Raw genomic sequence first — 20,512 nt, forward strand, 5'->3', positions numbered from 1 at the left:
CAGAGGTAAGAACTTGATTTAAGACGCTATTTTAAACCAAGCATGCTATTTACGCTTGGTTTAAAATAGCACCATGAGTGGAAATCAGGATTTATTGCAGCGTAGCCTGCGCAGCGTGTGGCATCCATGCACGCAAATGAAACATCATGAACGTTACCCTTTGGTGCCAATTGCACGTGGCGAAGGGGCCTGGTTGTTTGATAGTGAAGGCAAGGGTTACCTCGACGCCGTCAGCAGTTGGTGGGTCAATTTATTTGGGCATAACCAGCCAGTCATTAAAGAGGCAATCAAAGCCCAGCTTGATCAGTTAGAGCATGTGATGCTGGCCGGCTTTACGCACGAACCCGTGGTGGCGCTTTCAGAACAGCTGTCGGCATTAACTGGCTTGGGTCACGCCTTTTATGGCTCAGATGGTGCCAGTGCTACCGAGATTGCACTGAAGATGAGTTTTCATTACTGGCGCAATATCGGGCAACCGGAAAAAACTAAATTCATTAGCTTGCAAAATAGCTATCACGGCGAAACGCTGGGTGCACTCAGTGTGACCGATGTCGCCATTTTTAAAGACACCTATGCACCCCTGATTTTGCAGTCGGCGCAAATGCCTAGCCCGGATAGCCGGTTGGCTGAAGCGGGTGAGTCTGCCGAGGCCTACGCCTTACGTTGTGCTGAGGCGCTGGAAGCCTATGTGGCCGAGCATCATGCCACCCTGGCTGCGTTTATTATCGAGCCTTTGGTACAAGGCGCAGCAGGCATGGCGATGTATCACCCAGTGTATTTGCAACGGGCGCGTGAAGTTTGCAGCCGTTACCAGGTGCATTTGATCGCCGATGAAATCGCCGTTGGTTTTGGCCGTACCGGCACCTTGTTTGCCTGTGAGCAGGCAGGTGAAAAAGTGAGTGAGATTGCAGATTTTATTTGCCTGTCTAAAGGCATCACCGGCGGTTACTTACCTTTGTCCGTGGTGTTGACGACGGATGAGGTTTATCAGGCTTTTTATCACGACCAGACCGTCAAAGGCTTTTTACATAGCCATAGTTATACCGGTAATCCGCTGGCTTGTAGTGCCGCGTTGGCCACATTGGCGCTGTTTGAAGCTTCGGATGTGCTGGGGCAAAACCGTGAGACAGCGCAGACTTTGCTGAGCGCCGTTGAGCACTATGATTTTGAAATGCAGCATGTTCGCCAGCGCGGCATGATTACGGCTTTTGAGGTCGTGACGCAAAACCCGCAGTTCGCGCGGGATTGTTATGCCGCGGCCTTGAAGCATGGCCTGCTGTTGCGGCCAATCGGCAATACCGTCTACTGGATGCCACCCTATTGCCTGACGCAATCAGATCAGCAGCATCTGGTGGAAGCTACACGGGCAGCGGTGATGGAGAGCATGTAATGCGCTGGTGGCTACTGTTTGCCAGTCTGTGGCCGGCGCTGGTGCAGGCGGCCTTGCCCGCCAGTTTGCAAGACGCACTCGCCAAAGCGCAGCTGCCGCTTGAGAGTGTAGCAATTGTTGTACAGCCGGTGGAAGGCGGGCCGCCTTTGATCAGCCATCATGCGTCCAAAGCCATGAATCCCGCCAGCGTCATGAAGCTGGTCACCACCTATGCTGCGCTAGAGGCGCTGACGCCTGCCTATCGCTGGAAAACCGAAGTCTATCGCAATGGGCCGCTCAATCAAGGCGTGCTTGAGGGTGATTTGATCATCAAAGGCGCAGGTGACCCGGCACTCAATGTTGCAGAGTTCTGGCGCTTGTTGCAACAAATACAGCAACAAGGCGTGCGCCAGATCAAAGGCAATCTGCTACTCGATTTAACCCTATATGCGCCTGAAGTCAGCCAACGGCCCGTGCTGGATGATGAACCTTGGCGCGCCTACAACGCCAACCCCAGTGCGCTATTGCTCAATGGCCGCAATACCAGCTTCCGTTTTTCGGTCAGCAGTCAGGCGAATAAGCCCGCCGTGCTCATCGCGCAAGAATTTGAGTTGCCGAATATCCATATCATCAACACCATGCAAGCGCGCAAAGGGGCCTGCAATGACTGGCGCAGTGACTTGCATTACAGCGTCACCCCGCAGCCGGATGGGGTCACCGTGGCCTTTAGTGGCACACTGCCCGAGCAGTGTGATGAGCGCTACCTTGAGTTGAGTGTGCTGTCTGATACGCAATATGTGTATGCCACGTTTAAAAAACTGTGGGCGCAATTGGGCGGGCAGTTTAACGGACAATTGGCACTGGCTCCGGTCACGGATGCGGCGATCCCGCTCACGACCTGGTCATCGCCACCGCTGGATTCGGTGGTGCGCGACATCAATAAGTGGAGCAATAATGTCATGGCGCGCCAGGTGATGCTGACGATTGCGCAAGATGCCGGGTTTACGCCCGCGGATGAAGCCGGAGCTGCTTTGGCACTCAAGCAGGTTTTGCGTCAGCGTGGTTTGGTGTTTTCTGAGCTGGTGCTCGAAAATGGCTCTGGTTTATCGCGCAATGAGCGCATCAGTGCGGAACATTTGGCGCAGTTGCTCGTCACAGCCTATCAACGCCCGGTGATGCCGATGTTCATGGCTTCTTTGCCGATTTTGGGCATGGATGGCACGACTAAAAAGCGGTTGGCCGATAGCGCGAGCAAGGGCATGGCTTATCTCAAAACTGGTTCGCTTGAAGGCGTCAGCAGTCTGGCTGGCTATGTGCAGGATCAGGCGGGCAAACGCTACGTGCTGGTGATCGTAGCCAATCACCCAAGGGCCGCTGCTGTGCGCGGGGTGCAGGATTTATTACTTAAACAATTGATAGAAAGTCATTAAAAAGCGCATGCAAGAATTTATGGATAAAAGCGCGTAAAATGACGGACGTTTTCTGGGAGCACATACATGAAATCTGGAATGAAATTAGTCGGTTGCAGCTTATTGATGCTGTTGACCATGACGGGTTGCCAGGCGCAATCCAACACTGCAAAAACAAAGGAAGCCACACAAATGTCAGCCCAAGTCACTGAATTACAAAAAATTGATACTGTCGTGGGGACTGGCCGTGAAGCTGAAGTCGGTTTTAACGTCACCGTGCATTACACTGGCTGGCTGTATGACGCCAACAAGGAAGATCACAAAGGTCAAAAGTTTGACAGCAGCCTGGACCGCAACTCGCCGTTTAACTTTTTTCTTGGCGGCGGCCAAGTCATTGAAGGCTGGGATACGGGGGTGCAGGGCATGAAAGTAGGCGGCAAACGTACCTTGATTATCCCATCTGACATGGGCTACGGTGCCCGGGGTGCAGGTGGTGTGATCCCGCCAAATGCGGCATTGGTATTTGATGTCGAATTGCTGGGCGTGAAATAAAGATTACGCGTGTTGCTGTATATGTTTTTATCCTTGTGAAATGAGAATGTAAATGCAAGTCCAGGTGAAGTGGATAGATGGGGTCAGTTTTGTCGGTGAGTCTGAAACAGGCCATGCCGTGGTACTCGATGGTGCACCAGAAAATGGTGGCCGTAATATTGGCATGCGTCCCATGGAGATGCTGCTGATCGGGATGGGCGCATGCACTTCATTTGACGTGGTGACGATCCTGAAGAAAGCCCGTCAGCCCATTGTCGACTGTGTGGCGCAGATTCAGGCAGAGCGTGCTGATACGGTGCCCAAGGTGTTTACCAAAATTCATGTGCATTTTGTGGTGACGGGTGAAGGCCTGAATGCGTCCCAAGTGGAGCGTGCGGTAAAACTGTCTGCCGAAAAATATTGCTCGGCCAGCATCATGCTGCAAAAAGCCTGCGAGATCACACACGGCTTCGAAATCAAGGCGCCGACCTTTGAGTAATCTATGCATGATGACACTGGCTGACATGATCAATCAACGGAGCGTGGCATGAGTATTCCAAAAGGCATGATAGGCATTCGTCACGTCGCGCTGTTTATCAAGGAGCTGGAGTCAGCCGTTGATTTTTATACGCGGGTAGTGGGCATGCAGATCGAGTGGCAGCCCGACCCTGACAATGTGTATTTGACCAATCATGGCGATGTGTTTGCCTTGCACCGCGTCAGTTATACACCGGACCCGATGCAACGGCTGGATCATATTGGCTTTGTGCTGACAGATGCGCAGGCGGTGGATGACTGGTATGCGCATATGGTGGCGCATGATGTGCGCATTACAGAAGCGCCAAAAAGCCATCGGGACGGCTCTCGTGGCTTTTACTGCCTCGACAGTGTCGGCCATTTGCTCGAGTTTATCTATCACCCGCCCATCGTCCGGCATCTCGCGGCGATTGCGTGATTGGACATTAAAAAAGCCTCTAGTGTTAGAGGCTTTTTTGTTTGGTGCTACTCGGTAATGAGCTTGATATTGAGCGTTAGCTCTTTATCTAACACATTGAGCAAGCGGTCAATATTGGGATGCTTGCCTGGATGATCTTCCGCATCCTCGGTATGTTCGGCGTATAAGGCCAATCCCTCTACCGCTGCATCGGTGTTAATTTCACCAAAGACTTTGAACAGATGATGGTAAATCTTGATGGAGCCTTGGGTGCCAGGTTTGTTCTCGATGATCCCGGCAGGCTGATTGCTTTCATCATACAGTTCAATGCGTTTGACGTGATCCGCACTGTCCAGCATCAGAAGATTGTCACTAAATTTTTGCATGGTTGACTCTAGGTTACTACAAATCATTACAAGTGATACGCGGTGCGCGTCATCACTTTTGAAGCCAGCCGCATGGCCAGTTTGACTGGTGCTGGCAACCTGGCGCCGCCCAGTTGCTCTGCGGTATGTGCATGGTGCTCTTCGTCTTCTTTCATTTGCGCCACAATCGCTTTGGATGCGGTATCGTGAGCCGGGAGCTGTTGCAGGTGACTTTGCAAATGCGCAGAAACTTGATGTTCTGTTTCCGCCAGAAAGCCCAGATTCCACTTGTCGCCAAGCAGGCCGGCTGTGATACCCATGCCAAAACTGGCACCGTACCAGAGCGGGTTGAGCAGACTCTTGCGCCCCCCCAACTCTTGAATCCGTTGTTCGCACCAGGCAAGATGATCCACCTCTTCACGAGACGCTTGTTTAAGTGCTTCTACATTGGCCGGATCACGTGAAACCAGGGCTTGGCCACTGTACAAGGCTTGTGCACAGACTTCGCCGACATGATTGATGCGCATGAGTGCCGCAGCATGTTTGCGTTCACGGTCACTTAACGTGTCGGGGGTGGTTTCCGCGGGTGGGTAAGGGCGGCTGGAGACTGCCGGGCTGAACACCGTACGCAAACCCATATCCATGACGGCGATGGCTTTGTCTAGTGTCAGCGGCGGCAAGTTCAGCATAGTGGTGTCTCAAGTAAGGCCTGTTTACACCTGTGGGTGCAAACAGGCAGAACATTATGGTTTGGTTGCGCTTACTTTAGCAGGTTCTGGCGCTTTTTGAACAGGCAAGCCTTTGAGTAAGTTCATGGCCTGAACAAACTGGAAGTCATCCTGAGTGGCTGGCTCAATCGGGCCACGTGTTTCAGCATGTTTTTCTTCCTTGAGTTTTTCGGCAGCCGCACGTGATTTTGCCTCGTCAACGGATTTGCTGTCAGTCGCATTCTTGCCATCGGTCGGGTTGGACAAGTGCCGCTTCAAGTCTGCTTCATGCAGGCTCAGGCTAGGATCGGAACCATCATCCACCGTCACGTCCGGCACAATGCCCTTGGCTTGAATCGAACGGCCATTGGGCGTGAAATAGCGCGCTGTGGTCAATTTGATTGCGCTGCCATTGTTCATCGGCAATATGGTTTGCACAGAGCCCTTGCCAAAGCTTTGGATGCCCATAATGGTTGCTCGTTTGTGGTCTTGCAACGCCCCAGCCACAATCTCTGAAGCAGAGGCTGAGCCGGCATTGATCAGCACGACGATAGGCACCGATTTAAACTCTTCTGGCAAATCTTTAAGGTAATCAGACTTGCCGCGACGCGCATAATCCAGAGGAGTTGCATTCAGGCGCATCTTGGAATCAGCAACACGACCTTCGGTGTACACAACTAAGTCATCCTTGGGCAGGAACGCGGCAGAGACGCCTACGGCCGCATCCAGCAAACCGCCTGGGTTGTTACGCAGGTCGAGCACCAAGCCTTTGAGCGGGCCTTTATTTTCTGCACGCAAGTTTTTGAGCGCTCTGGCCAAATCTTCACCAGTGCGTTCCTGGAACTGGGTGATACGAACATAGCCGTAACCTTGTTCAATCCATTTGTTCTTCACGCTTTGTGACTTGATAATGGCGCGTGTCAGGGTGAAGGTCAGCGGTTTGTCCTCGCCTTTACGAATCACGGTCAATGTAATTTTGGTGTCTGGAACGCCACGCATGCGTTTAACTGCATCATTCAGCGTCATGCCACGTACTTGGGCATCATCCAGTTTCATGATCAGGTCACCAGACTTGAGACCTGCTTTATAAGCCGGGCTATCTTCAATCGGCGTAACTACTTTGACCAGGCCGTCTTCCATGGCGACTTCAATTCCCAGTCCGCCAAACTCACCTTGCGTACCTGCTTGCAGCTCTTTATAAGCATCGGCATCCATAAAGGTTGAGTGTGGGTCCAGGCCTTGCAGCATGCCGGACAAAGCTTCGTTGATCAGCTTCTTGTCCTCTACAGGCTCAACGTAATCAGATTTTACTTTGGCAAAGACTTCGGCGAAGACGCGTAATTCATCAATAGGTAATTGAGAGACTGAGGTCCGGTCTGCCCATGCAGAAATATTGATACTGACCAGAATCCCTACAAATACGCCTGCACCCAGCAAGCCGAACTTTTCTAATTTGGAACGCATACCATGCCTTGTGTGATCAAATAAGCGAAGAATATTACTTCATTCAGAATCAGGATGCATCAGTTGATGTCAGCCTGTTGCAGAGAGTAGATAGAACGCTGTTAAGTTCATTTTCCGCTATTTCAATAAAATTGACTATACTCTTCTAGCAAATAATTGTTTAGAGAAAAACATGCAAAAGCCTATCGTAGAAATCGAGTTTTGTACACAGTGCCGATGGTTGTTACGGGCTGCCTGGCTGGCGCAGGAGCTGTTAACCACGTTTGATGGCGATTTGAAGTCAGTCAATCTCGTCCCTGGAACTGGCGGTATTTTGGAGGTGCGCTGTGATGGTGTGGTGATTTTTTCACGCAAAGCCGCAGGGCGCTTTCCAGAAGCCAAGGAGTTGAAACAGCTGATCCGTGATGTGATTGATCCCGAGCGGTCGCTCGGGCACAGCGATACGCCAGTCAGTCCTTAAGCGGGTTAGGAGGGGATACAAGCCGTCTATATAATTGACGACGGTTATTGAGACGCTTCTACCTCAAGTCGCTTGGCACCGTTATAGCGCGATTTCCAGTAGCGCTCATCCATGTTTTCAATGCGTACCTTTGCCCCCGCGCGTGGCGCGTGGATAAACTGGTTATTACCAACATAAATGCCCACATGCGAAAACGCAGATTTAAGGGTGTTGAAAAAGACCAGGTCACCGGGTTGCAATTCCTCACGTTTGACGGTGTTGCCCATTTCGCTAATGGTACGGGCTGAAGGGGGGAGCGCAATCTGCGCAGCGTTCATGAACACATACTGTACAAAGCCGCTGCAGTCAAAGCCGGTCTCAGGGCTGCGTCCGCCATATTTGTAATTGACACCGGTCAGGCTTAAGGCGCGGATCATGATTTCCTCGACCTTTTCAGACCAGCTGCCAGAGACGCCGGACTGACTCTCCATCACCTGCGCTTGAGAGTAGCTGTAGGCGTTTTGCCAGCGCTTGTCATCCCCGGGCGCGGCAACGCTTTTGCACTGGCAGAGCAGTACACTCACGAGTAAGGCTGCCAGCCGGAAAATGGATTTATTCATCACAATCAAGGGCTTGTTATATTGAATTTGAAGCGGTTTAAAAAGTTTTACAGGCTAAACCATGCCATATTTTATATTGATATGCAAGTATTTGGCGCCTTTTGTACGTTGCTTGACTGACTGGAAGTCGCAAAAGTGCTGTCTGTTTTGGCGATGCTCATGGGATAATTACGCATGTCTTTAGCGCAGCAAGTCAGTTCGGCATTTTCAGAAAACGGGTCTTTGGCACAAGCCATGCCCGATTTCCGCAGCCGCCCGCAGCAACAGGAAATGGCGCTGGCCATCGCCGAAGCCATTGAGCAGCAACAGCAGTTGGTCGCCGAGGCTGGCACCGGCACCGGTAAAACCTATGCTTATCTGGTGCCTGCGCTGTTGTCGGGGGGCAAGGTCATTATTTCTACTGGCACCAAAACCCTGCAAGATCAGCTCTTTCAGCGGGATTTGCCAGCGGTACGCGAAGCGCTCAAAGTGCCCGTGTCTGTTGCCATGCTCAAAGGGCGCGCCAACTATCTCTGCCATTATCACTTGCAACGTGCCAGCCAAGAAGGGCGCTTTCAGTCGCGGGAGGACGCACAATATATTCCTATCCTGCAAAGCTTTGCTGAACATAGCCAGACTGGTGATAAAGCAGAGTTGGTCGAAGTGCCGGAACAAGCCACCGTTTGGCAACAAGTGACCTCCACCCGCGACAACTGTGTCGGCCAGGATTGCCAGTTTTACAAGCAATGTTTTGTCATGGAAGCACGCAAGCAGGCATTGGCGGCCGATGTGGTCGTGGTCAACCATCATTTGTTTTTTGCTGATGTCATGTTGCGCGATGAGGGCGTGGCCGAGTTGTTACCCAGCGCCAATACCGTGGTGTTTGACGAGGCGCATCAATTGCCTGAGGTGGCTGGGCTCTTTTTTGGCGAGGATATCTCCACCTCACAGTTGATGGATCTGGCGCGGGATAGTCAGATGGCTTACCTGAGCCTGGCCAAGGATTGTGTTGCGCTGAGTGAAGCGGTGCCGCCGTTGGAAAAGGCTTGCCGTGATTTCAGGCTGGTGTTCCAGTTTGAAGGTTCGCGTATGCCAGCACAAAAGGCGCAAACCATGAAAAATTTTGATGAGGCTTTTCAGCGCATGCTGGAAACACTCGCCGCCCTGACCGCGGTACTAGAAACCCAAGCTGGACGTGATCCGCTGCTGGAAAAGTGCTGGCAACGCGGTGAAGCATTGCTCGCCCTGCTGCAAGCCTGGCTAAAAGGCAATCACGCCAATCTTGTGCGCTGGGTCGAGGTATTTAGCCAAAGTGTACAGTTACATGCGACCCCCCTCAGTGTGGCGGATGGCTTTGGCAAGCAACTCAATGCGCAGCCGCGTGCCTGGATTTTTACCTCTGCCACGTTGGCCGTCAAAAGTGATTTTAGCCATTATCAGAGCCAGATGGGCTTGCTGGCGGCGCAAACCCGGCATTGGCAAAGTCCGTTTGATTACGGTCAGCAAGCGTTGCTATATGTGCCTACGGGTATGCCTGAACCGAATAGCAGTGCTTATGCCGCTGCCGTTGCCGCTGTCAGTTTGCCTGTGCTGCAAGCCAGCCGTGGCCGCGCGTTTGTGCTGTGTACTTCACTTAAGGCCATGCGCGAAGTGCATGCGTTGCTCAAAAATGCGTTTGAAGAACTTGGCCTCAATTACCCCCTGCTGATGCAAGGCGAGAGTAACCGCACCGAATTGCTGGATCGCTTCCGCAGTCACGGCAATGCCGTCCTCGTCGGCTCGCAAAGCTTTTGGGAGGGCGTGGATGTGCGCGGCGAGGCCTTGTCCTGCGTCATTATCGACAAGCTACCGTTTGCGCCGCCCGATGATCCGGTCCTGGCCGCCCGCATCGACAAAATGAACGCCGAAGGCAAGAATGCCTTTATGGAGTACCAGTTGCCCTATGCTGTGATTACCCTCAAACAGGGCGCCGGGCGTTTGATTCGGGATGAGCAGGATGTCGGGGTATTGATGATTTGCGATCCGCGCTTGGTGGATAAACCTTATGGACGCCGTATCTGGCAAAGTCTGCCTCCATTCAAACGCACACGTGTGCAACAAGAGGTGGAAGACTTCTTTGCACTGATCAATGGGGTTTCTTGATTTGTGAGGATTGCGCGCCATGCTTGAGATTGCCGCTCACGAATATACCCTCACTGCCATTCGCGCCCAAGGCGCAGGTGGTCAAAACGTCAATAAAGTTTCGTCTGCCATCCATTTGCGGTTTGATATCCAAGCCTCCAGCCTCAGTGAGGCCGTGAAAGCCCGCTTGCTCAGTCGCAAAGACCAGCGCATCAGTGCAGAAGGTGTGCTGGTAATCAAGGCGCAACAATACCGCACGCAAGAAGCGAATAAACGCGATGCGATTGCCCGGTTGCATGCGATTGTCGAAGCGGCGAGTCATGTGAACGCGGTACGCCATGCGACCCGGCCAACACTGGCTTCGAAAAAAAGAAGGGTGACCGGGAAGTTGCTGCGTGGGGTCGTTAAACAGGGCAGGGGCAAGGTGCTGGATGAGGCATAAACAAGACATGCCTTTGCTTGGCCGCTGTCTGTTTCAATAACAAAGCCATCACCAGCGGCTGGAGATGGCTTTGTGGTTGCGATGGCCTCACTTGGTGAGGCCGGAGTCAGGCGCTATTAGGATCTGTAGTCGGCATTGATCTTTACATAGTCATAAGAAAAGTCGCAGGTCCATACAGTCGCATTCGCCGCACCGCGATTCAATACCACACGTACCAGGATGTCACTTTCTTTCATGACTGCCGCGCCTTGTTCTTCGACATAGCTGGCTGCACGGCCGCCTTTTTCGGCAACCAAAACATCGCCCAGATAGAGTTGCATGGTGTTGACATCAAGGTCTTCGATGCCTGCGTAGCCGATGGCGGCCAGAATCCGGCCCAGATTAGGGTCTGAGGCAAAAAAGGCTGTTTTGATCAACGGGGAGTGGGCAATCGCATAAGCGACTTTGCGGCATTCCGCTTCATCTTGACCTGCTTCAACCTGAATCGTCATGAATTTGGTGGCGCCTTCGCCATCACGCACAATCGCTTGTGCCAGTTCAATCGCAACGTCGGTCAGGGCGGTTTGCAAAGCCGCAAACTCAGGGCTTTGTTCTGTGATCATGGCATTGCCAGCCTCGCCGGTAGCCATCAGAATCAGGCTGTCGTTGGTGCTGGTATCGCCATCGACGGTGATGCAGTTAAACGATTTGTTCACAGCATGTTGAATGATGCTGTCAAGGGCTGATTGTGCGATGGCCGCATCGGTCGCGATATAGCCAAGCATGGTTGCCATATTGGGGTGGATCATGCCAGAGCCCTTGCTGATGCCAGTGATGGTGATCGGCTTGCCGTCTATGGTCAGTTGGCGGGAAGTACCCTTGGCCACAATGTCGGTGGTCATGATCGCTTCGGCTGCATTTAACCAGTTATCTTCCTGTAAGTTGGCGACTGCATTCGGGATGCCACCTAACAAGCGGTCCATCGGCAGCGTCTCCAGAATCACGCCAGTCGAAAATGGCAGCACTTGTTCCGGGCTGATATTGAGCGCCTGCGCCACACCAATACAGCTGGCGAGTGCATCATCCAGCCCTTGCTGGCCCGTGCCTGCATTGGCACAGCCGGTATTCACCAACAGGGCGCGAATGCCTTTGTTGAGTGTCAGATGCGTTTTACACACCGTCACTGGCGCCGCACAAAACCGGTTCAGGGTAAACACCCCTGAGACGCTGCTGCCTTCAGGCAGGGTCATTACCAGAATGTCTTTACGGTTGGGCTTGCGGATATGTGCCTGGGCAAAGCCAAGTTTGACGCCTTTGACAGGCAGTAAGGTCCCGGCAGCGGGAGCAGTCAGTTTAACGGGCATCCAAGTTCCTTCGTGATTGCTAATGAGTTGTTTTTAATCAGGCACGACGCCAGGTGGTGCCTTGAGGCGTATCTTCCAGAATCACGCCCGCTTCAGACAGGGCTTTGCGAATCCGGTCGGCCTCGGCATAGTTCTTGGCTGTTTTTGCGGCGATGCGTGCACTGATCATGCCTTCAATATCCAGGCTAGTGTTGTCGGTGTCGCCTTGCATAAAGCTTTCCGGGTCACGTTGTAGCAAGCCGATAATCGCAGCCAATTGTTTCAGTAATGCGGCGGTGGTCGCAGATTTATCTTTATTGAGATCGTTGGCAAGTTCAAACAAGGCGGCAATCGCCTCTGGGGTGTTGAAGTCGTCATTCATGGCTGCCTGGAACTTGGCCGCTTGCGGTTGTTGCCAGTCGATCTCACATGCATCGACCTTAATCCCGCGCAAGGCCGTGTACAGGCGGGTCAACGAGGCTTTGGCATCATCCAAGTGCTTGTCAGAGTAATTAAGCGGGCTGCGGTAATGGGCGCGCAGAATAAAGAAACGTACGACCTCTGGGTCATATTTTTCCAGCACTTCACGGATGGTGAAAAAGTTGCCCAGCGATTTGGACATTTTTTCGTCATCGACCCGCACAAAGCCATTGTGCATCCAGTAGTTGGCCATGGTGCAGTCGTGGGTGGCTTCGGATTGGGCAATTTCATTTTCATGGTGCGGGAACTGCAGGTCCTGCCCGCCACCATGAATATCAAAGTGCTGGCCGAGATGGGCGGCACTCATGACCGAACATTCAATATGCCAGCCGGGACGGCCATTGCCCCAGGGGGATTCCCAGTAGGGTTCGCCAGGTTTGACGGACTTCCACAACACAAAGTCTAGCGGGTCTTGTTTAAAGCTATCGACTTCAACGCGTTCACCCGCACGCAGGTCTTCCAGGCTTTTGCCGGAGAGCTTGCCGTAATCATTAAAACTGCGCACTTTGTAAAAAACATCGCCATTTTGTGCCTGGTAAGCAAAGCTTTTGTCTATGAGTTTGCTGATCATGTCCAGCATGCCTTGCACATGTTCGGTTGCGCGTGGCTCGAGGTCGGGGCGTAAAATGCCAAGCTTGGCCGAGTCCTCGTCCATGGCGGTAATAAAACGCTGCGTCAGACTTTGGATGGTTTCATTGTTTTCGTTGGCACGCTTGATGATTTTGTCGTCAATATCGGTGATATTGCGTACATATGTCACTTGATAGCCAGTGGCACGCAGCCAGCGCGCCACCATGTCAAACACCACCATGACGCGGGCATGTCCCAAGTGGCAAAAGTCATACACGGTCATGCCGCAGACGTACATCTTTACCTGGTTGGGCTGAATCGGCTTGAAATCTTGCTTGCTGCGTGTAAGGGTGTTGTAAAGTTTTAGCATGCGAATGAAATTGAAGAAGGATGGATGCGTGATAAAATTAGCAGAAATAGTCTGGTGTTTAATTGGTGTTAAGCAGGCAGGCTGCATGTTTTGCCTAAAACAGTCCATTGCTTGATCAGGTTGTTGTGGTTGGGCCGACGCCAAACACAAAATGATGTGTAATTCGTCTGCATATTCACCTAATTTTGCACTGTCTCTAGTACAATCCGAGTATAACATACTGATAAAAATCAACGATTACCCAGGTAATAGCTCATGAACGCAACATTAAAAAAATATTTACTCGTGCTTGGCGTCTTTTTAAGCCAGGCGGCATTCTCCGATACCGTGCTGGCCGGTCAAACCAATGTCGAGTTGCGCGAAATCAACCAGCTCTCTGAGCAGGGCAATCAGGCAGCAGCGCTGGATCGCGTGAACAACTATTTGGCAGCCAACCCGAAAAATGCCGAAGCCATGTTTATGCGTGGCGTGATTCTGGTCGAGCTGGGCAAGCGGGACGAAGCGATCAAGGCTTTTACCGAATTGACTGACAAATATCCTAGCCTGCCTGAGCCTTATAACAACCTGGCCGTGCTCTATGCGGATCAGGGGCAATATGACAAAGCGAGAAAAGCGCTGGAGTCTGCCATCAAAACGCATCCAAGTTATGCCACGGCCCATGAGAATCTGGGCGATATTTATGCACGTCTGGCCTCTGAGGCTTATGACAAGGCGCTCAAGCTGGATACTTCAAATAGCCGTGCGCAGAATAAGCTGGCCATGATTACGGATCTGTTCGGCGGAAAGCGTGCGCAAGCGCGTCCAGCGACAGCTGTACCACCTGCCGCGAGCGTATCGCCTACGCCGCCCACCAATAATGCGGCTGTGAATCCACCGGCAGCGGTGACGCCACCGGCTGCGACCGCCCCTGTGACCAATAATTCTCCCGTGACAGAGACTAAAAAACCGGTCGTAACTGAAGTAAAACCGCAGGAGATCAAGCCGGCTGAGCCAAAACCAGTAGAGTCCAAGGTCGCTGAGTCCAAGCCAACAGAGTCTAAATCTGCCGACAGTAAATCATCTGCACAACTCGAGCGCGCAGTGTTGGATGCGGTAAACGCCTGGGCGGATGCTTGGGAGGCACAAAATGTAGAGCGCTATCTGAACAGCTATGCCAAAGATTTTAAAACACCCGCAGGTGAGCCGCGCAAACAGTGGGAATCCACGCGTCGTGATCGCGTGAGCCGGCCAAGTAAAATTTCTGTCAAGTTGAGCAATATCGATGTCAGGATGGAGGGCGACAGCAAGGCAAAAGTCACCTTCCGTCAGGCCTATAAAGCAACCGGCCTGGATGCAAACTCAAACAAAACACTCAATATGGTCAAAGAAGGTGGTCGCTGGTTGATTCAGCAAGAGCGTGTAGGCAAGTTTTAAATTGGCGCACTTGCCTCTGGGGGCCTCTTGCATGATGCATGCTGGTGTTCTTGAGGCGGGTCACACCAAAGCCGCACTGCGGCCCTGAGCACACGGGTTTTTACTGAAACAATTGTATAATCATGGTATGAGTCGGTTGAGAAAGTACTGTTGTATTGCGTTTGTCAGCGCTGCGCTTTTGCCCTGGAATGCAACTGCGGTTAACCATGAGGCGTTAACTGCCAGGTTGTTTATGCAAAGCAAAAACACCAATGCGGTAGAGCGCATGTTGGTGCAGACTTTGCAGTCTATTAAAGAAGGCCATTTGCAACAGGCGCTGGATTATGTCGATCAGTTACTCGCTATCTCACCCAATTTTGCACTGGCGCACTTGATTCATGGCGATCTCTTATCCGCCAAAGCCAGAATCCTCCATGGTTTTGGCGATGCGCATGTCGCCGACGTCAGCCGTATCCAGGACTTCAAAGAAGAAGCCGAGATTCGGATCCGTAATTACTTTGACCGCAATCGTGGCTTGACCCAACCCAATCTGCTGGTTGAGTTGTCCGAAAAACAAAGCCATGTCCTGTTTGTCGATACCGCACGCTCTCGTGTCTATGTCTACGAAAAAGGCAATGACAATGAGCTCAAGTACATGGCTGACTACTATGTCACGATAGGAAAAAATGGCATCGGCAAAAAAGACCAGGGCGACAAACGCACACCTATTGGTGTGTATTTTGCCTCGCGCAAACTGAACCGTCCCTTACCAGATTTGTATGGCGATGCGGCTTATCCGCTCAACTACCCGAACGAAATAGATAGCTACGAGCGTAAAACAGGCTCGGGGATCTGGATTCATGGCACGCCACGCGATACCTACAGCCGTCCGCCAAGGGCCAGCGATGGCTGTGTTGTGTTGTCCAATCCTGACATGCAAGCGTTGCAAGGTATTTTGCAAGCTGGCAATACGCCCGTGGTAATCGGGGTGGATTTTCAATGGGTGACACCCGAGTCCGCCCGTCAGCAAGATCGTGCCAAGGCTGATCTCAAACAGGCGATCGAGCGCTGGCGTAAAGACTGGATGGCGCAAAATACAGAGGCTTATCTGTCGCACTACACGCCTGACTTCTTTTACTCTGATGGTGATTTGTCTAAATGGGCCAGTTACAAACGCCAGATTCAAGCGTCCAAGCCCAAGGTCAATATCAATTTGTCTGATGTCAGCATGTTCACCTATCCGAACGCCAAGCGCAATATGGTGGTCGTAGACTTTGAGCAGGAATATATTAGCGCTGCGCTCAGAAATGTCATGAAAAAACGGCAGTACTGGGTGCAGGAAAACGGTGAATGGAAAATTCTTTACGAAGGATCAGCTTAATGCGTGTGTGGTCAAAATTAGTAGGTATGTGCTTGATGTTGGCTGTGAATCTGGCCGTTGCAGCAACACAGGTCATGTTTGAAACCAATCAGGGTAATTTTACGGTAGAGGTTTATCGTGACAAGGCACCTAAAACCGTGGATAACTTTTTGCAGTATGTGAAAGACGGTTTTTACAGCAATACCATTTTTCATCGTGTGATTGGCCGTTTCATGATTCAGGGCGGAGGCTTTGACCGTGACCTCAACGAAAAACCGACCCGCGCACCCGTCGTCAATGAGGCAGCCAATGGGTTGATCAACCAGACTGGCACGATTGCCATGGCCCGTACACCAGACCCTAACTCGGCCACCGCCCAGTTTTTCATCAATGTTGCAGATAACCAGTTTTTGGATTACACCAGCCCGGAACCAGACCGTATCGGCTACTGTGTCTTTGGCAAAGTGGTGTCTGGCATGGATGTGGTATTCAAAATCAGCAACTTACCGACAGGTAACCAGCGCGGTTTTTCGGATGTGCCCTATCGTACGGTCATCATCAAACGTGCAACGATAGTCAATTAATTGAGCTTATTGATTGTCGCAACCTTTAATCAACGGAGAATATTTTGGTCAAACTGACGACTAACTTTGGCGATATCACGCTAGAACTCAACGCAGAAAAAGCACCGATCACGGTCGCTAACTTTTTGAGCTATGTAGAAAAAGGCTTTTATGATGGCGTGATTTTTCATCGCGTGATCAAAGACTTCATGATTCAAGGCGGTGGCTTTGATGTCGACATGAAGCAAAAACCAACTGACGCGCCGATCAAAAATGAAGCCGATAATGGCCTCAGCAATGATAAATATACGATTGCCATGGCACGTACCATGGTGCCAGACTCAGCGTCTGCCCAGTTTTTCATCAACGTGAAAGATAACGACTTCCTCAACTTTAGCGCACCCACCACTCAAGGTTGGGGTTACTGCGTGTTCGGTAAAGTGGTCGAAGGCATGGACGTCGTGGATAAAATCACAGCAGTCAAAACAGCTAGCCGCGCTGGTCATCAGGATGTGCCGGTTGAACCTGTGGTGATTGAAAAAGCAGTTTTGGTTGCCTAGGGCATGACCACCTGGATCATTTCTGATCTGCACTTGAGTGCGCAAAGGCCTGCGGTAACGCAGGCTTTTTTGCATTGGCTAGACACCGTGGTTAGTCAGGCCAACGCATTGTATATTCTCGGTGATTTTTTTGAGGTCTGGGTGGGTGACGACCTGCTGCAAGACGCCGAGTATGGCCGAGCATTTTTGCCAGTCGTCCAGGCGCTTAGGGCTTTATCAGCACAAGGGATTCAGCTTTATTTCATGCATGGCAACCGCGATTTCTTAATCGGGGATGCCTTTGCTCAAGCCTGTGGCCTCACTTTACTCCAAGACCCTGCACGCTTGCAGATGGCAGGCAAAAGTATTCTGTTGAGTCATGGGGATGCGCTATGCACGGACGACGTGGCTTATCAGCAATTTCGTCAGCAGGTGCGCAGTCCGGCCTGGCAACACGCTTTTCTGTCGCAGCCGTTGGCAGCTCGCATTGCCTTTGCCCAACAAGCGCGTAGCCAGAGTGCGCAAAACAAAGCCAGCCAAAGCATGCAGATCATGGATGTGAATGGTGAGGCGGTCAACCAGCTGATCCGCGATAATCACTATCCGGATGTGTTGCTGCATGGCCATACACACCGGCCAGCGATACATCCTTTGCTGGTCGATCAGCATGCCTGTGAGCGTTGGGTGTTGGGGGATTGGCACGATACCGCAGTGGTGGCACGTTTAGATGCTGCTGAAATGCGTTTGGTGACGTTATCACTTGATGCGTAATTGCTATTTTTTGTGACTTACTCACTCCGCACATAAAAAAGACAGCGCTTTTAAGCGCTGTCTTTTTTATGTCAGATCCAGGTTCAAACCGTCAAAGAATTACTTTTTGACTTGTTGACCAAATTCATGCGGACGGACTTGCGCGGCGACTTTATCCAAGACGCCATTGATGTATTTATGGCCGTCTATGCCACCATAAGCTTTGGCGAGCTCCACGCCTTCATTGATCGCGACCCGGTACGGGATGCTGACATCAAACATCAGTTCATAACCTGAAATACGCAAAATGGCATGCTCGATTGGACTCAGTTCTTCGAGTTGACGGTCAATAAACTGGCCGATCATGGCGTCGATTTGCTCGGTCTGCTCGAGTACCCCGGTCAGCAGTTGCTTGAAATACGCTTCATCCGCTTTGAAATAGTCTGGGTCATCCAAACTGTCCAGGCGCAGTTGTTTGACGTCGCCCGCATTCATACGGTTTCGATACAGGGCCTTGAGCGCCAGCTCACGCGATTTGCGGCGGTTTTTACTGCCTTTGCTTTTGCTGGGTGCTGCCTGATCAGCACTCATAGTGCATTCACCAGATTGGCCATTTCAATCGCCACTTGTGCAGCTTCAGCGCCTTTGATGGCCATGCGTGCTTCGGCTTGTTCGTCGTTTTCGGTGGTCAGGATGGCGTTGGCGACGGGCACGCCAGTGTCACGCTGTACTTCGGAAATGCCGCGCGCGGACTCGTTGGACACCACTTCAAAGTGGTAGGTCTCGCCGCGGATAATCGCGCCCAGGGCAATCAGGGCATCGAAGTTTTCTGACAGCGCCATGTGCTGCAGAATCAGGGGCGTTTCGAGCGCACCAGGGACACTGGCAAGCGTAATATCTTCAGCAGCGACGCCCAGTTTGAGCAGTTCTTGTTCGCAGGCGTTAAGCAAACCTGCACCGATATTGTCGTTAAAACGGGAAAGAACGATACCGATTTTTTTACCGGTACCGTCCAGATTTTGGGCAATTTTGTTCACTTTGAGTCCGTGGATTAACACATAAAAGTACTATTTTAACCCAAACGGCTGCTTTACGGATTATGCGAACAATGACCAGGCTTTTTGTACGGTCATCCAGATGCCGTAACTGATGGGGATCAGTACTGCCAGCCAGGCCAGTTTTACCAGTATGGCAGGTGTTGGTGTATCCGCGTTAACAAGGCTGACTGCGTTGTCTGCCGGTTTTTTGCCGCTTTGCTGTTCAGCCGCCAGTTCGCTGTCGGACATGAAGTATTTGTCTGCCACTGGCCGGACCAGCAAATTGGCCGTGAAGCCCACCCCAAGCAAAGCCGCCAGCGTCATGAATATCGGCGCATAAATGTCTGCATACGGAACATGAGCCTCCAGCCTCACATCGTGCATGTAGTTGACGATGACGGGCCCCAAAATCCCTGCGGTCGACCAGGCGGTTAACAGGCGGCCATGAATCGCACCAACAAACTGCGTGCCAAACAGGTCTGCCAGGTAGGCGGGAATGGTCGCAAAGCCGCCGCCGTACATGGAGGCGATCACACAAAACACCAGTAGGAACAAGGCTAGCTGATGATGGTTGGCGGCATAGGTGCCGCAGACATACATCATGATACCCAGCACAAAAAAGATAAAGTAAGTGGTTCTGCGCCCCAATTTATCGGAAGAGGTGGCCCAGCCGATACGGCCAAAAATATTGAACAGCGAAATGAGACCGACAAAGCCTGCGCCAACCGCGGCTGCTGTGGCGGTTAATGCTTCGTCTGCCTTGATCTCGGCAAAGCCCAGTTGTGGCTGGCCTATCAATACGCCACCAAAGGTCTCTTGTAACATCGGCGCTGCTGCGCCAATAATACCGATGGCTGCGGACACATTCATGCACAAAATCAGCCATAACAGCCAGAACTGTGGCGTTTTATGGGCATTTTTCAAGTGTACATGCCGGGTGGCTACCAGTCGGTTGTGTTGTACATCGGGTGGCGTCCAGCCAGCAGGTTTCCAGTTGGCGGCTGGGACACGGTAACCCAGCGAACCACAAGTCATGAATACCGCGTAAATCAGCGCCAGCACCACAAACGTTTGCCAGACACCAGGGTCTGTCGGTGTGGCAAACATCGCCATCAGCTTAGTCGCCAGAGGTGAGCCTATCATGGCGCCCCCGCCAAAGCCCATAATCGCCAGGCCGGTCGCCATGCCGCGCCGATCTGGGAACCATTTAATCAGGGTGGAAACGGGTGAGATGTAGCCTAGCCCCAAGCCGATGCCGCCGATGACGCCGCTACCCAGCCACATCATCCAGAGTTGATGCTGGTGTATGCCCAGCGCCGAAATCAGTAAACCACCGCACCAGCAAAGCATGGCTACCAGGCCGGCTTTACGTGGTCCTGCCCGTTCCAGCCAGCCGCCCCAAATGGCCGCCGAGCAGCCAAGTAAGACAAAAAATAAGGTATACATCCAGCCCAGATCAAACTGGGTCCAGTTACAGTCGGTGGCGGTCAATGCTTTTGCGGTGCCGGCCAATTTGTCGGCGAAAGTGGATGCGCCTGCAGCACAGGCGGCAACAGGTTTGCCGTCTGGTCCGGTCAATGCATTGCCTAACGGTTTCCAGAACACGCTGAAGCCATAGGCCATGCCTATTGAAAGATGTACTGCCAATGCGGCTGGCGGTACCAGCCAGCGATTAAACTGATTGCCGGCTGTAATGTGTTCTTTGGAAAGATTAATCAAGATAAAGCCCCTCATTTACGTCTGTTACAT

The 20,512-nt window shown here is 52.0% G+C and carries 22 protein-coding genes; 13 read left to right on the plus strand and 9 right to left on the minus strand.

Features of this window, described 5'->3' with window-relative positions:
- Positions 1–73 precede the first annotated feature (73 nt).
- The 5 genes from bioA to ACT53G_RS12965 all read left to right on the plus strand — a co-directional run bounded on the left by bioA (position 74) and on the right by ACT53G_RS12965 (position 4,264).
- Complete coding sequence (gene bioA / locus ACT53G_RS12945) at positions 74–1,390, plus strand: adenosylmethionine--8-amino-7-oxononanoate transaminase (protein ID WP_476156567.1); 1,317 nt, start codon at positions 74–76, stop codon at positions 1,388–1,390.
- Entirely contained in the window at positions 1,390–2,799 is a 1,410-nt protein-coding gene (dacB, locus tag ACT53G_RS12950; protein ID WP_476169613.1) for a D-alanyl-D-alanine carboxypeptidase/D-alanyl-D-alanine endopeptidase, read from the plus strand. Before bioA ends, dacB begins: the two co-directional genes overlap by 1 nt.
- Positions 2,800–2,916: 117 nt before the next feature.
- Entirely contained in the window at positions 2,917–3,330 is a 414-nt protein-coding gene (locus ACT53G_RS12955) for an FKBP-type peptidyl-prolyl cis-trans isomerase (RefSeq protein WP_412011208.1), read from the plus strand.
- A gap of 52 nt (positions 3,331–3,382) precedes the next feature.
- Entirely contained in the window at positions 3,383–3,808 is a 426-nt protein-coding gene (locus ACT53G_RS12960) for an OsmC family protein (RefSeq protein WP_338656475.1), read from the plus strand.
- 48 nt (positions 3,809–3,856) lie between these two features.
- On the plus strand, positions 3,857–4,264 hold the full coding sequence (locus ACT53G_RS12965) for a VOC family protein (protein WP_275356625.1): 408 nt from the start codon (positions 3,857–3,859) through the stop codon (positions 4,262–4,264).
- Between the two features lie 47 nt (positions 4,265–4,311).
- Here ACT53G_RS12965 and ACT53G_RS12970 read toward each other — a convergent pair whose 3' ends face one another.
- The 3 genes from ACT53G_RS12970 to ACT53G_RS12980 are packed head-to-tail and all read right to left on the minus strand — an operon-like array spanning position 4,312 to position 6,779.
- Positions 4,312–4,629 carry a DUF2322 family protein gene (locus ACT53G_RS12970; protein ID WP_194749278.1) on the minus strand — a complete coding sequence of 106 codons (318 nt, stop codon included), beginning with the start codon at positions 4,627–4,629 and terminating at the stop codon, positions 4,312–4,314.
- Between the two features lie 26 nt (positions 4,630–4,655).
- Entirely contained in the window at positions 4,656–5,297 is a 642-nt protein-coding gene (gene coq7 / locus ACT53G_RS12975; protein ID WP_275356626.1) for a 2-polyprenyl-3-methyl-6-methoxy-1,4-benzoquinone monooxygenase, read from the minus strand.
- 54 nt (positions 5,298–5,351) lie between these two features.
- The gene (locus tag ACT53G_RS12980) at positions 5,352–6,779 is read right to left on the minus strand and encodes a S41 family peptidase (protein WP_194749280.1); all 1,428 of its coding nucleotides are present in this window, start codon (positions 6,777–6,779) and stop codon (positions 5,352–5,354) included.
- 172 nt (positions 6,780–6,951) lie between these two features.
- Between ACT53G_RS12980 and ACT53G_RS12985 the strand changes: the two genes are divergently transcribed.
- Positions 6,952–7,239, plus strand: coding sequence for an Rdx family protein (locus ACT53G_RS12985; RefSeq protein ID WP_275356627.1), 288 nt, complete (start codon positions 6,952–6,954; stop codon positions 7,237–7,239).
- A gap of 44 nt (positions 7,240–7,283) precedes the next feature.
- Here the strand turns inward: ACT53G_RS12985 and ACT53G_RS12990 are convergent, their stop codons facing one another.
- Complete coding sequence (locus tag ACT53G_RS12990) at positions 7,284–7,838, minus strand: C40 family peptidase (protein WP_194749282.1); 555 nt, start codon at positions 7,836–7,838, stop codon at positions 7,284–7,286.
- A 174-nt stretch (positions 7,839–8,012) separates the two neighbouring features.
- Here ACT53G_RS12990 and ACT53G_RS12995 point away from each other — a divergent pair, with 174 nt between their 5' ends.
- Positions 8,013–9,959, plus strand: a complete 1,947-nt coding sequence (locus tag ACT53G_RS12995) for a DNA repair helicase YoaA (RefSeq protein ID WP_338656481.1) — start codon at positions 8,013–8,015, stop codon at positions 9,957–9,959.
- Positions 9,960–9,978: 19 nt separating this feature from the next.
- Entirely contained in the window at positions 9,979–10,380 is a 402-nt protein-coding gene (arfB, locus tag ACT53G_RS13000) for an alternative ribosome rescue aminoacyl-tRNA hydrolase ArfB (RefSeq protein ID WP_194749284.1), read from the plus strand.
- Between the two features lie 116 nt (positions 10,381–10,496).
- On the opposite strand, the gene argJ is transcribed toward arfB, so the two are convergent.
- Complete coding sequence (argJ, locus tag ACT53G_RS13005; RefSeq protein ID WP_476169614.1) at positions 10,497–11,723, minus strand: bifunctional glutamate N-acetyltransferase/amino-acid acetyltransferase ArgJ; 1,227 nt, start codon at positions 11,721–11,723, stop codon at positions 10,497–10,499.
- Between the two features lie 37 nt (positions 11,724–11,760).
- Positions 11,761–13,122: a cysteine--tRNA ligase gene (cysS, locus tag ACT53G_RS13010; RefSeq protein WP_476169615.1), complete on the minus strand. Its 1,362-nt coding sequence runs from the start codon at positions 13,120–13,122 to the stop codon at positions 11,761–11,763.
- Between the two features lie 255 nt (positions 13,123–13,377).
- Here cysS and ACT53G_RS13015 point away from each other — a divergent pair, with 255 nt between their 5' ends.
- The 5 genes from ACT53G_RS13015 to ACT53G_RS13035 all read left to right on the plus strand — a co-directional run bounded on the left by ACT53G_RS13015 (position 13,378) and on the right by ACT53G_RS13035 (position 17,747).
- Positions 13,378–14,535 carry a nuclear transport factor 2 family protein gene (locus ACT53G_RS13015; protein ID WP_275356632.1) on the plus strand — a complete coding sequence of 386 codons (1,158 nt, stop codon included), beginning with the start codon at positions 13,378–13,380 and terminating at the stop codon, positions 14,533–14,535.
- Between the two features lie 112 nt (positions 14,536–14,647).
- The gene (locus tag ACT53G_RS13020; RefSeq protein WP_313985977.1) at positions 14,648–15,895 is read left to right on the plus strand and encodes a L,D-transpeptidase family protein; all 1,248 of its coding nucleotides are present in this window, start codon (positions 14,648–14,650) and stop codon (positions 15,893–15,895) included.
- A 26-nt stretch (positions 15,896–15,921) separates the two neighbouring features.
- The gene (locus ACT53G_RS13025; RefSeq protein ID WP_476169632.1) at positions 15,922–16,458 is read left to right on the plus strand and encodes a peptidylprolyl isomerase; all 537 of its coding nucleotides are present in this window, start codon (positions 15,922–15,924) and stop codon (positions 16,456–16,458) included.
- A gap of 44 nt (positions 16,459–16,502) precedes the next feature.
- The gene (locus tag ACT53G_RS13030; RefSeq protein WP_313985980.1) at positions 16,503–16,997 is read left to right on the plus strand and encodes a peptidylprolyl isomerase; all 495 of its coding nucleotides are present in this window, start codon (positions 16,503–16,505) and stop codon (positions 16,995–16,997) included.
- Between the two features lie 3 nt (positions 16,998–17,000).
- Complete coding sequence (locus tag ACT53G_RS13035) at positions 17,001–17,747, plus strand: UDP-2,3-diacylglucosamine diphosphatase (RefSeq protein WP_476169616.1); 747 nt, start codon at positions 17,001–17,003, stop codon at positions 17,745–17,747.
- 99 nt (positions 17,748–17,846) lie between these two features.
- On the opposite strand, the gene nusB is transcribed toward ACT53G_RS13035, so the two are convergent.
- The 3 genes from nusB to ACT53G_RS13050 are packed head-to-tail and all read right to left on the minus strand — an operon-like array spanning position 17,847 to position 20,482.
- Positions 17,847–18,317: a transcription antitermination factor NusB gene (gene nusB / locus ACT53G_RS13040; protein WP_194749292.1), complete on the minus strand. Its 471-nt coding sequence runs from the start codon at positions 18,315–18,317 to the stop codon at positions 17,847–17,849.
- Positions 18,314–18,763, minus strand: a complete 450-nt coding sequence (gene ribH / locus ACT53G_RS13045) for a 6,7-dimethyl-8-ribityllumazine synthase (RefSeq protein WP_194749293.1) — start codon at positions 18,761–18,763, stop codon at positions 18,314–18,316. Before ribH ends, nusB begins: the two co-directional genes overlap by 4 nt.
- A 60-nt stretch (positions 18,764–18,823) precedes the next feature.
- Positions 18,824–20,482 carry an OFA family MFS transporter gene (locus ACT53G_RS13050; RefSeq protein ID WP_476169617.1) on the minus strand — a complete coding sequence of 553 codons (1,659 nt, stop codon included), beginning with the start codon at positions 20,480–20,482 and terminating at the stop codon, positions 18,824–18,826.
- Between the last annotated feature and the right edge of the window lie 30 nt (positions 20,483–20,512).

It is taken from the genome of Methylophilus sp. DMC18, assembly GCF_056314005.1.

Bases quoted from the DNA above. Each gene is read 5' to 3' on its own strand.
- dacB (WP_476169613.1), top strand. From the start codon at position 1,390: ATGCGCTGGTGGCTACTGTTTGCCAGTCTGTGGCCGGCGCTGGTGCAG.
- ACT53G_RS12995 (WP_338656481.1), top strand. From the start codon at position 8,013: ATGTCTTTAGCGCAGCAAGTCAGTTCGGCATTTTCAGAAAACGGGTCT.
- ACT53G_RS12985 (WP_275356627.1), top strand. From the start codon at position 6,952: ATGCAAAAGCCTATCGTAGAAATCGAGTTTTGTACACAGTGCCGATGG.
- bioA (WP_476156567.1), top strand. From the start codon at position 74: ATGAGTGGAAATCAGGATTTATTGCAGCGTAGCCTGCGCAGCGTGTGG.
- ACT53G_RS13035 (WP_476169616.1), top strand. From the start codon at position 17,001: ATGACCACCTGGATCATTTCTGATCTGCACTTGAGTGCGCAAAGGCCT.
- ACT53G_RS13025 (WP_476169632.1), top strand. From the start codon at position 15,922: ATGTGCTTGATGTTGGCTGTGAATCTGGCCGTTGCAGCAACACAGGTC.
- ACT53G_RS12970 (WP_194749278.1), bottom strand. From the start codon at position 4,629: ATGCAAAAATTTAGTGACAATCTTCTGATGCTGGACAGTGCGGATCAC.
- nusB (WP_194749292.1), bottom strand. From the start codon at position 18,317: ATGAGTGCTGATCAGGCAGCACCCAGCAAAAGCAAAGGCAGTAAAAAC.
- coq7 (WP_275356626.1), bottom strand. From the start codon at position 5,297: ATGCTGAACTTGCCGCCGCTGACACTAGACAAAGCCATCGCCGTCATG.
- ACT53G_RS12965 (WP_275356625.1), top strand. From the start codon at position 3,857: ATGAGTATTCCAAAAGGCATGATAGGCATTCGTCACGTCGCGCTGTTT.
- ACT53G_RS12980 (WP_194749280.1), bottom strand. From the start codon at position 6,779: ATGCGTTCCAAATTAGAAAAGTTCGGCTTGCTGGGTGCAGGCGTATTT.
- ACT53G_RS12955 (WP_412011208.1), top strand. From the start codon at position 2,917: ATGACGGGTTGCCAGGCGCAATCCAACACTGCAAAAACAAAGGAAGCC.
- ACT53G_RS13015 (WP_275356632.1), top strand. From the start codon at position 13,378: ATGAACGCAACATTAAAAAAATATTTACTCGTGCTTGGCGTCTTTTTA.
- ACT53G_RS12960 (WP_338656475.1), top strand. From the start codon at position 3,383: ATGCAAGTCCAGGTGAAGTGGATAGATGGGGTCAGTTTTGTCGGTGAG.
- cysS (WP_476169615.1), bottom strand. From the start codon at position 13,122: ATGCTAAAACTTTACAACACCCTTACACGCAGCAAGCAAGATTTCAAG.
- arfB (WP_194749284.1), top strand. From the start codon at position 9,979: ATGCTTGAGATTGCCGCTCACGAATATACCCTCACTGCCATTCGCGCC.
- ACT53G_RS12990 (WP_194749282.1), bottom strand. From the start codon at position 7,838: ATGAATAAATCCATTTTCCGGCTGGCAGCCTTACTCGTGAGTGTACTG.
- argJ (WP_476169614.1), bottom strand. From the start codon at position 11,723: ATGCCCGTTAAACTGACTGCTCCCGCTGCCGGGACCTTACTGCCTGTC.